This is a genomic window from Porticoccus sp. (genome assembly GCF_041592135.1).
GTDB lineage: Bacteria > Pseudomonadota > Gammaproteobacteria > Pseudomonadales > Porticoccaceae > Porticoccus.
In genome coordinates this window covers 1-10,241 of record NZ_JBFHQR010000081.1, presented here as the reverse complement: position 1 = coordinate 10,241, position 10,241 = coordinate 1, and the positions used below count along the sequence as shown (strand labels likewise).

10 protein-coding genes are annotated in these 10,241 nt (G+C 56.9%); 7 read left to right on the top strand and 3 right to left on the bottom strand.

The window, feature by feature from the left end:
* The 5 genes from ABY948_RS08290 to ABY948_RS08270 all read left to right on the top strand — a co-directional run.
* Positions 1 to 328: sulfotransferase family 2 domain-containing protein (locus tag ABY948_RS08290; RefSeq protein ID WP_461482060.1), on the top strand; the 328-nt coding region annotated here is incomplete at its 5' end.
* Complete coding sequence (locus ABY948_RS08285) at positions 318 to 1,463, top strand: glycosyltransferase (protein WP_461482059.1); 1,146 nt, start codon at positions 318 to 320, stop codon at positions 1,461 to 1,463. The genes ABY948_RS08290 and ABY948_RS08285, both read left to right, overlap by 11 nt.
* 1 nt (position 1,464) lies before the next feature.
* A complete protein-coding gene (locus tag ABY948_RS08280; protein ID WP_461482058.1) occupies positions 1,465 to 2,421 on the top strand; it encodes a glycosyltransferase family protein in 957 nt (318 codons plus the stop codon).
* Between the two features lie 119 nt (positions 2,422 to 2,540).
* On the top strand, positions 2,541 to 3,608 hold the full coding sequence (locus ABY948_RS08275; protein WP_461482057.1) for a glycosyltransferase: 1,068 nt from the start codon (positions 2,541 to 2,543) through the stop codon (positions 3,606 to 3,608).
* A gap of 198 nt (positions 3,609 to 3,806) precedes the next feature.
* Positions 3,807 to 5,060, top strand: coding sequence for an O-antigen ligase family protein (locus ABY948_RS08270; protein ID WP_461482056.1), 1,254 nt, complete (start codon positions 3,807 to 3,809; stop codon positions 5,058 to 5,060).
* Positions 5,061 to 5,129: 69 nt separating this feature from the next.
* On the opposite strand, the gene ABY948_RS08265 is transcribed toward ABY948_RS08270, so the two are convergent.
* Positions 5,130 to 5,783, bottom strand: coding sequence for a BUD32 family EKC/KEOPS complex subunit (locus ABY948_RS08265; RefSeq protein WP_461482055.1), 654 nt, complete (start codon positions 5,781 to 5,783; stop codon positions 5,130 to 5,132).
* An 82-nt stretch (positions 5,784 to 5,865) separates the two neighbouring features.
* Between ABY948_RS08265 and hldE the strand changes: the two genes are divergently transcribed.
* Positions 5,866 to 7,290 (top strand): bifunctional D-glycero-beta-D-manno-heptose-7-phosphate kinase/D-glycero-beta-D-manno-heptose 1-phosphate adenylyltransferase HldE, encoded by a 1,425-nt coding sequence (hldE, locus tag ABY948_RS08260; protein WP_461482054.1) that lies wholly within the window; start codon positions 5,866 to 5,868, stop codon positions 7,288 to 7,290.
* Between the two features lie 23 nt (positions 7,291 to 7,313).
* Here hldE and ABY948_RS08255 read toward each other — a convergent pair whose 3' ends face one another.
* Positions 7,314 to 8,108 (bottom strand): aldo/keto reductase, encoded by a 795-nt coding sequence (locus tag ABY948_RS08255; RefSeq protein WP_461482053.1) that lies wholly within the window; start codon positions 8,106 to 8,108, stop codon positions 7,314 to 7,316.
* Positions 8,108 to 9,331 carry an FAD-dependent oxidoreductase gene (locus ABY948_RS08250; protein WP_461482052.1) on the bottom strand — a complete coding sequence of 408 codons (1,224 nt, stop codon included), beginning with the start codon at positions 9,329 to 9,331 and terminating at the stop codon, positions 8,108 to 8,110. Before ABY948_RS08250 ends, ABY948_RS08255 begins: the two co-directional genes overlap by 1 nt.
* Positions 9,332 to 9,488: 157 nt before the next feature.
* On the opposite strand from ABY948_RS08250, the gene ABY948_RS08245 reads away from it, so the two are divergent.
* Positions 9,489 to 10,241: glycosyltransferase N-terminal domain-containing protein (locus ABY948_RS08245; RefSeq protein ID WP_461482051.1), on the top strand; the 753-nt coding region annotated here is incomplete at its 3' end.

Genomic DNA, 10,241 nt, shown 5'->3' with positions numbered 1-10,241 from the left:
TCGCTATAAGTGTTTTGATGATTTTGTGATGAATTGGGTCAATGATGAAAATATAAATAGCAACCTGCATTTTATTCCCCAATATAAATTTCTCCTTAATCGCAATGGGGAAATAGGTGTTGATTTTGTTGGCCATTATGAGCGGCTAAATAGTGATCTGGAGAAGATTTGCAAAGCGGCTGGCCTTCCTTCAAGCAATATTGTTTCTCTTAAAAAAATTAACCCAAGCTCAAGAGGCAATTATCGACATTATTATACGGAGCGTTCTGCGGAAGTGGTCATGAATCTTTACAAAAAGGATATTGAGCTTTTTGGTTATGGCTACTGATGTAAGAAAACTTGGTGAGTCTTTGGCTGTTGGGGGAAAGTGGGTTTTGCAACTCTGCCACGGTTATTCCCCTCCCTTCGACGATGTGGCCCGGCAGTGGCGGGCGCTGTTTGAGGGTTCCGATTACCAGGTGCTCACGGTTTTTCTGACCGGTGCGCCGAATGAGTCGGTTCGAGAGTTGGTGGGTGGCGAGGTTGAATTTCTCGGTTTTAAATCGAAAGATCTGCGTGGCCTTAAAATCCAGCAGATACGTGCGGTTCGAGCGCTGCATGACCGCTACCATTTTGCTTTTGCCATCGCCCACCGTTATAAATCGATTTACATTGCAACACATTTGCCCTCTCTCAAGGTGATAGGCGTCAGTCATGCCTATGGCGTCTATGAACCCTTCCTGCGCAGGCGCCATGTGATGAAGCAGGTTGGACGGCTGTCGCTGGTCGGGGTATCGAACGCGATCCGGGATGATGCCAGGCGGGCGCTGCCCAGGTTTCCAGCGCAGAATATCCAGACTGTCTACAACCATATCGATTTCGAAAAGGTTCGTGAGGGTTTGTTGCCTCGAGATGAGGCTCGCGCTCAGTTGGGCCTGGGGCAGGCAGATTTTATTGTCGGCAACGTCGGACGGCTGCATCCCGACAAGGATCAGAGAACCCTGATAACGGCATTTGCAAACGGGTTGCCAAACATGCCCGACGCTCGTCTGGTTATTGTCGGTGAAGGGCGGCTGAGACCAGCCCTTGAGGAGCAGATCAAGCAGCTCGGCCTGGCGCAGCGGGTTGTATTGACAGGAAAGGTGCCCGAGGCCTACCGCTACTTTCGCGCTTTTGATGTGTTTGCATTGTCGTCAGATTTTGAACCATTCGGTATGGTATTGCTGGAGGCAATGGCGGCGGGCGTGCCCGTGATCAGTTCCGATTGCGGTGGGGCCCCGGAGGTGTTGGGCGAGGCCGGTATCCTGTTTCCAGTGGCTGATGTGTCTGCGCTGACAACCTGTCTGAGCGATTTTTACCACACTGATGAAAGCGCGCGAGCTAAGTATGCGACAGCCATGCTTGAACGACTCAACCGCTGTTTTACCGATGCTGCCGTGCGCAGCTCCTTTTGGCAGCAGTCATTTATGAGGGGTGTCGGTTGAGATGAAGTCCTTATTGCTGGTGCAAAAAGAACAGCGGGTCATCCTGGACCGTTTTTACGATGCTATCTGTCGCCATCTGGGTGATTGCGAGCTGCACTGGCTGACGTCGCCGGAGCAGGCGAACCTGAAACAATACTTTCACAGGATCGATGTAGATTCCTTCGATCGGATTATTTGCTTCCTGCGTTTCAAGAAGGAGATCAAGCAGGTACGGTTTATCCGAAGCATTCCCAATCTGGTGATTCTCGAGCACGATGCCTACCAGAACTACATCCCGGGCAAGTACCAGGGAAAATTCAGTAAGCATTATCGCAAGTTGCCCTGGGCGAGGGTGGTCTGTTCAGGGTATGAGGTCAGCGAAAAACTGTGCGCGGAAGGTGTGGACGCGGCTTTTGTCCCCAAGGGCTATGACCAGGCATTGTTGGCCAATCGAGGTGTCGGGCGCGATATCGAACTGGGCTTTCTGGGCAGTCTTGGGCACGAGATGTACAGTCAGCGCAGGACGTTGCTGGAAACCTTGGCCGAGCAGGAAAATCTGGTGGTTACCCGCACCCAATCCGGTGAAGAATATGTGGCCATGCTAAACCGCATCCGCATCTTCGTCGGCGCAGATGTGGGGTTCGGCGAATACATGATCAAGAATTTTGAGGCCATGGCCTGTGGCTGTCTGTTGCTGACCTGGAACCAGGGTGACCGTGAGAATGAGGCTCTTGGATTTCGCGATATGGAAAACGTTGTGCTCTATAAGGCTATAGATGAGTTGCGGGAAAAGCTTTCGCTGTTGCGAGAGAATCCTGCAAAAATCGAACAGATAGCCGCAGCCGGACAGCAGCTGGTGGAGGGGGAGTACAGTTGGGAAGTGTTGGGTCGCAGGGTGGCCGAGGCGATACAGAGGCCCTTGCGAAAAAAGCGTGTAACACGCTATTTGGGATTTGAACGCTATTCATTGGATGGTTGATTCTGAAAAATTGGCTGCTGAGTAGCGGTTTTTACTTGTCTCTCCCAATAGAGTGCAAAGGACAAATCCGCAAGCTTGATGCTTGAAGTGTGAAAGCGGAATAGAAAAGGACGATTTTTGTGATAGCGAATATTATGTATAGCCCGGATGTGTCCCACTGGGCTAGCCAGCTGATTCACCGGCTCATTTCCAGGTCCTTGAAGGAGCATGGTCTTCCGGTAGAAGAATTCTTTTTGGTGGGGGGCGGAGCGCCCGCCCCAGACGGCCCCGATTTGCCGGTCATTACCAGTTCCAGGATGCTAAGGAGAAAGGGGCTGTGGCGATGCCTCCCCAGCCCGCTTGCGGGAAAACTGGCGCATCTGCTGACTTCCAGGCAAGTCAGCGCTGTAGTCTGCGATGGCCTTGGGGTTATGCGGGCATTGCTGCCCGTGTTGGGCCGTCACGACGGGCTTAGTCTGGTGGTAGTGGTTCATGGTTTGGTGAGATTCAAACCTCAGGACCTGGATGGCTTAAAGGCCCATGGGAAACGCATTCGCCTGGTTGCGGTGTCGCCGTCGCTGGCATTGGACATCACAGCCCGCTATCCGGTTCTCCAGGATATTGTCAACACCGTTGTCAACACCCTCAACCCTGAGTTCGGGGATCACTTGTTCGATAGAGAAGCGGCAAGGTCTTTATTGGGCCTGCCAGTGAAGGGTCACCTTTCTGTAGTGGCATCTCGCCTGACCGAGAAGAAGGATGTCGCAACGGTTATCCGCGCCTTTGCCAAAGTGTTTGATGAGAACCGGTACCTGGTGATCATGGGTGACGGACCTGAACGAGAAGCATTGGAAGCGCTGGCCGAAACATTGGGTGTTGATGAAAACGTGATCTGGCTGGGTTGGATAAAGTCTGCCAGTCAATACCTCAAAGCCTTTGATGTATTGGTCTCCGCCTCCACAGTGGAGGGATTTGGGCTTTCTGTACTGGAGGCATATGCCGCTGGGTTGCCAGTAGTCTGCTCGCGGATTCCCGCCCATGAAGATGCACTGGATGGACAAGGCGCATTCTTCGATGTGGGAAACGTGGATGAATGTGCCCGGAAACTAGCTACGGTAGGGTATGACGGAAGTGGTTGTGATTTGTTAGCCAGGTACAATCAGTTTGCTTCTGGGTATATGAGGGTGCTGTCTGAATTGCATCCTTGAGTGCAAGAACCCAAAGGGATTGACGGGCAGGAATTAGCTGGGGCCGTTTTTACCTCCAGCGTTGTTGTCGTTCGCTCATTTAGAATAATTAAACCACGCTCATTCCGCCTCGCTGGAAGCAAAAATGACCTCCAGCAGTGGTCATCAAATTAGTGTGAACAGGCCCTAATTCAGCAGTGTTTTAAAAGTGGGATATTGATGCAAGAACTTCATGAAAATAAGCTGGTTACCAGCCTTTATTATTTGTTGGCTACAGGATTGTTTGTTCAGCTGGCCGGCAAGGTGTTATACGCCTCCGGTAGCGCCAACGGTGTTCATGTCTATCTACTGCTTATTTTGCCCATGCTGGTGCTGGTCAGCTTGGCCCTCTTCTACAAATGGCGGTTTTTTTCGTCGGAAGTCAAAAGGTTTTTTGCCGCGGCCAGTCTGTTTATGGCGATCTGCGCGCTGTCTGCTGCCTGGAGTGATGGGGAGGAAACCCCGCTCTACGTCTTGAGAAAAAGTGTTGTCCTGCTGTTGTATTTGGCGGCGGTGATTTATTTGGTCACAGTCGCAAAGTGGCAACATATTAAATGGTTTCTGCTGACCCTATGCCTGGTGGCGGCGATCGGTGCATTGGTTTCTTTGTGCTATCAATTGGTTATTCTGGATGAGGCCTTTGGCTGGCGCACTTTCAGGATCTACCGGATGGGTTATGGCAAATGGGTGGACTTGGGTTACCCCGTTATTGCCGGAATCTACTTTGCGCTGTTCGGCGTATTGGCGGCCAGTTTGGTTGCCCTCGGACGTCAGACTCGTGGTCAGAATATGCTGCTGATACTGGTGGTTTTGGCCCTGCTCCCGTATGTATTCCTGACGTTTTCCCGCACCTCATGGATTGCCTGGGCTGTCGCTATCGGCTATTTGATGGTCGTATTCCGCCACCGGGCGACGATCATGTTGGCCGCAATTTTGGCCTGCATTGCACTGGTGATGATCGCCATTTACCAGAATGAGGTGGCGGTCGAGGTGACCAAACGGCAACTTTCAGGGCGACCGCAAATCTGGTTATGGACACTGAACAGCTTTCTGGAACATCCGTTCTTCGGGCATGGTTTCGCGCACTCGTTCTGGCCAGAAAAAGTCTTTGCACATGCGCACAACTTCTTTCTACAGGTTCTCTTCGAGCAAGGCCTGGTAGGCGTTGCCAGTTTTTGCCTGATGCTGGCTACAGTATTTAAAGGTGTTTGGTCGCACAGGGCGAATCGCTTGGTTTTGGCGGCGTTTGCCCTGGTGGTGTATATACTGGTGGCCATGATGGTCGAAGTGCAGCACGTTATAACCAGGCCGGGGCTGTTCTGGACTATTTTCTGGTTTCCCCTGGCGTTCACCATGGGCGCGGTTAATCGGGCCAGATTAAACGCAGCAGAGTCGGCGCCGTGCGCGGCCAATCCAACACCCCAAGGCTTTTAAAATGGGCGGAAGAGGGGGGCGCCCCGCCATCCCCTGGGAGCCTGGGGTGATCATGTGCTCATTATGGCGTCAGCTTTCTGTAACAGCAGGGGGCGCGTTAAAAAGATCGGCCACCCGTTGCCGGGCCTCTGCATTTTGCTCATTGGCAAAGTAACCCTTGAGAAAGGTTCCGAGGTGAGCTTCAAGCTGAAGTCGATCCACCTCGTAGCGGGCGCAGTGCTGGAAGTTTCTCAGCCGTAGTTCTTCAGACAGGGGCTCCCGGTAGATTTTCATATCCGCCACATCGATCAATCCCAAGCGGTTTTCCTGGGTGACGACGATATTGCCCAGATGCAGTGAGCGGAAGTAAATACCCTTGTCGTGTAACTCCCGGATAAACTTGCCCAGCTTGTTGGCAATGATCATATCGATGTTGCCCAGTTTGCGCAGGGTCTTGCCGGTCAGGGGGTAATAATGTACGGCGGTGCGGCGGCTACTGGGTATGCGGTAGGATTCGATCACCGTGACCGTTGGAATACCCTTCGCTACCAGCTTGCCCACATTTTTGACAAAGCGTTTCGAGTAGGGGTAGAAGCGGGCCGCGGAGAACAGTCGTTTTACCCTGAACAGCTTCAGGTAGGTGCCATCTGCCAACAACAGGACCTTGTCGCCGAAATGGTCCGCTTCGATAACGGCTGCGCCCTCTCGAAGAGCGGCATAGTCCTCTTTTGACAGTTTCTTCATGGCGTCCTCGCATTGTTTCCGCTGGCATTATAAAGATGCCCTCTATGCTAAGATACCCGCACTTTTTCACAGGATCTTTTCGATGAAATTGACTGTCCCCCGCTTCGATCGCGCCCAGGTATTGGTGGTCGGTGACCTGATGCTGGATCGCTACTGGCACGGCGCCACCTCCCGCATATCACCGGAAGCCCCGGTGCCCGTGGTGAAAGTGGGGCAGCGGGAAGACCGCATTGGCGGCGCGGGCAACGTGGCGCTGAACATCGCCTCCCTGGGAACCGGCGCGTCACTGGTGGCGGTGGTGGGCCGGGACGAGGCAGCCGATACGTTGCGGACTCGCCTTGAGTCTGCGGGCATCTATGCCGATTTCCAGGTATCTGATGACAAGCCCACCATCACCAAATTGCGAGTGATCAGCCGCCACCAGCAGTTGTTGCGGCTGGATTTTGAGGAAGGTTTTGACGCGGGTGACTGCGATCAGCTGCCGGCCAAGGTAGAGCAGTTGTTGGCCAACGTCGGTGCGCTGGTGTTATCCGATTACGCCAAGGGCGCGCTGCAGAATCCCCAGTTGTTTATTCTCTCAGCCCGGGCGGCCGGTGTGCCGGTACTGGTGGACCCGAAGGGTGCCGACTTTGAGCGCTATCGCGGGGCGACCCTGCTGACCCCCAACCTGGCTGAATTTGAGGCGGTTGTGGGCGAGTGTGGCAGTGAACAACTGCTGGTGGAAAAAGGCGGCGAACTGATGGATCGCCTGGCTATTGATGCCCTGCTGATCACGCGCAGCGAGCACGGCATGACCCTGTTGCGCAGGGGGATGCGGGAGTTGCATCTGCCCGCCCGGGCGCGGGAGGTGTTCGATGTCACCGGTGCCGGGGATACGGTGATCTCGGTGCTGGCGGCGGCCATGGCGGCGGGAGAACAGATGCCGGAGGCGGTGGCCATGGCCAATATTGCCGCCGGGATCGTGGTCGGCAAGCTGGGCACCGCCACCGTGAGTATGCCGGAGTTGCGCCGGGCCCTTCAGCAGGAGCAGGGCTCCGAGCGCGGCGTGGTCAACGAAGAGCAGCTGCTGGTGGATGTGGCCGATGCCCGCGCCCACGGCGAACGCATCGTTTTCACCAATGGTTGCTTCGATATCCTTCACGCCGGTCATGTGGGCTATCTGGAGCAGGCGCGCAAGCTCGGTGACCGCTTGATCGTTGCCATCAATGCTGACGCTTCGGTGACCCGTCTCAAGGGCGAGGGTCGCCCCATCAACCCGGCGGATCGCCGCATGGCGGTACTGGCGGGACTGGAGGCGGTGGACTGGGTGCTGTCTTTCGAGGATGACACCCCGGAGCGGTTACTGGAATTAATCCGCCCCGACGTTCTGGTGAAGGGCGGTGACTACAGCCGCGAACAGGTGGTGGGCTGGGAAATTGTGGAGAGCTACGGCGGCGACATCGCGGCGCTGGATTTTCTCGATGACTGCTCAACCACCGCCATCGTTAAAAAGATTCAAAAGAAGTAAGTGGTTACAAACCCTTAATTGCCCTAGCCCTTAATTGCCCGAGCTGCCTTCTCGGCATTGCCAATCAGGTGTGCCGGGTTGATGGTGCCGATGATGGCGCTGCTGACGCCGGAATGCTTGAATAACATCTCGAAGGTTTTCTGCACGGGGTCCTCCCCGGGCGCCAGGGTGACATGGCCGCTGGCCAGGGCCTTCTTGATCAGTACGCCCTTGCCGTGGGCGCGGCAGTAGTCGATGACCGGCAGCTCGGCATCGCACTGCAGGTTCCAGGTCACCATCACCCCGTCGGATTTTTCCGCTGCCAGTAGGCCGCCGGCAACGGTTTTACTGGACATGCCAAAGGCGCGAATCTTGCCCTGGGCTTTCAGCTCCGCCAGCGCGTCGAGGGTGCCCAACTGGCGGATAATGGTTTCGTCATTGCCGTCGGAATGGACCAGCACCATGTCGATTATCTCGGTGCGCAACCGCTGCAGGCTGCGTTCGATGCTGAAGCGGGTGTGCTCCGGGGTGAAATCAAAGCTCGACTGTCCGTTTTCGAATTCCTCGCCCACCTTGCTGCAAATTACCCACTGATCCCGCTGCCCCTGAAGCAGCTTGCCGAGACGCTCCTCGCTGATGCCATAGGCCGGCGCGGTATCGATCAGGTTGATGCCCAGATCCCGCGCCAGCGCAATCAACTCGGTGGCCTGGCGGTCATCCGGTATGGCAAAGCCATGGGGATATTTGACGCCCTGGTCGCGCCCCAGTTTGACGGTGCCGAGGCCGAGAATACTGACCTCGATGCCGGTGCTGCCAAAAGCCCGTTTCGGTAACACCATCAATCTCCAAATGCCGTTTGCCAGGGGGTGGGGGCCAGTGGCGGCCGCGCCAGGAAATCCAGCGCGGGAATGGCGCCGTCGGATGGTGTGAGATCCGCTTTTTTGAGCAGAGCCATCACCTCGTCGGCCAGATTGGGGGACAGGGTCAGTTTGGTTGGCCAGGCGACAATGATATTGGCGCAGCCCTCGGCGCGGTTGGCAAAAGCTTTATCCGGGCGGGCGAAATTGCGCTGGCGCGGTTCGGCCCGGTCCACCGGCAGGGTGGCCCAGCGGGCATCGCACAGATCCAGCCAGGGCATCAGCTCGGCCAGTTCACGTTTGGCGCAGTCGATCAGTTCATCAGCGGTTTGGTGGGCGCCTTTCTCCGCCAGGGCGCCGCCCAGGTACCAGACCTGGCCGCCATCGGCGCAGGGGTGACTGGAGATGGTCAGCCTCGGCGTGGTTTCCGCGCCGAGGCAATGGCCGTAAAAACGGTGCGGGTGATGGTGCTTGATCATCACCTGCTGCAGGGGGCGGCGCTGCATCTGCGGGGAGCGGATGCCCAGCTCCCCGAGCAGGGCCTCGTTGCCCTGGCCGGCGGTCAGCACTATCTGGCGCGGGGCCAGGCGGACGCGCTGGTCATGGTGACGGAAGTCGAGGGCCATGGACTGATCCGGCAGGCGTTGCCAGGAGGCGGATGACCAGTCGATTTTGAAAATGCGCTCGGGGCAATTTTCTGCCAGTGCTCTGACCACCGAGGGGACGTCGAGCACCATATCCACCAGCCGGTAGAGGCTGCCGCTGAACTCGGGGTGCTGGAACAGGGCGGGCCGGTCTTGCTTGCCCACCTTGAGCACCCGGCCGCGGGTGGCTTTGCTGGCCAGAAAGGTGGACATGCGAGACAGGGCACTGTTGCTGGACCACAGGTAAAAGTGATCGCTGAGCGTGGCCGCGCCGCGCAAATCCACATCGCCAACGCCGGCCATACAGGCGCGCCAGTGATCCGGCATATCGGCAATGGCTTCCGAGGCGCCGGTGAGGGCGCCGCCCAGGGTGTACTTGATGCCGCCGTGAATCATCCCCTGGCTGGCCACCGTCTGGTCGCTGCCCAGCGCGGTTTGCTCAAACAGCAGCGCGTTGTAACCGGCGTTGACCAGGCGGTTGAGCAGCCAGAGCCCAGCGATGCCGCCACCGATAATGGCGATGTCACAGTGGTGGGTGAGCGGTGGTTTGATCGCTGTCATGGCTGCGGGGGTTTTCTCCGGCGGTGAAAACTAGCGCTACTATCTGCTTGTGATGCGGGTTGGCGAGCGCAGGAACTGGCGGGCTAGTATACCCCGGTCATTGTCTTTATGCTTTCGGCAAAATCCCATTACTACCCCCGGTTGACTGGAGATATATTTGGCGCGCCTCGTTTACTCCCTGTTTTTTTACCTGCTGACCCCGCTGATTTTACTGCGCCTGTTGTGGCGCAGCCGGCGTGCCCCGGATTACCGGCGGCGCTGGGGCGAGCGGTTCGGGTTGGTGCCGCGGGTGCCGATGGCGCGGCAGGTGATCTGGGTGCACTCGGTATCGGTGGGGGAAACCCTGGCGGCGGTGCCGATGATCCGCCAGTTGCAGCGGCGCTATCCCGATGCCCTGCTGGCGGTCACCACCATGACCCCCACCGGTTCGGCGCGGGTGAAGGCGGTGTTCGGCGACAGTGTCTACCACGTCTACGCGCCCTATGACCTGCCCTGCGCGTTGCGGCGGTTTCTAAAACGGATGCATCCCGACCTGCTGGTGATTATGGAAACCGAACTCTGGCCCAACCTGATCCACAGCTGCCATCGGCAGCAGATTCCGATCGTGGTGGCCAATGCGCGCTTGTCAGAAAAATCCGCTAACGGTTACCGCAAGTTCGCCGCACTGACTAAACCGATGCTCGGTGGTATCCAGGCCATTGCCGCCCAGCACCGGGATGATGGTGAGCGGTTGCTGTCGCTGGGCCTGCCGGAATCGCGGCTGACCATCACCGGCAATATCAAGTTTGACCTGGACCTCGACGGCGCGCTGAGAGCGCGGGCGGAAGAGTTGCGCCGTCAGTGGCGCGGTGCCGCCGGGCGGCCGGTATGGCTGGCGGCCAGCACCCATCGCGGTGAGGATGACATCCTG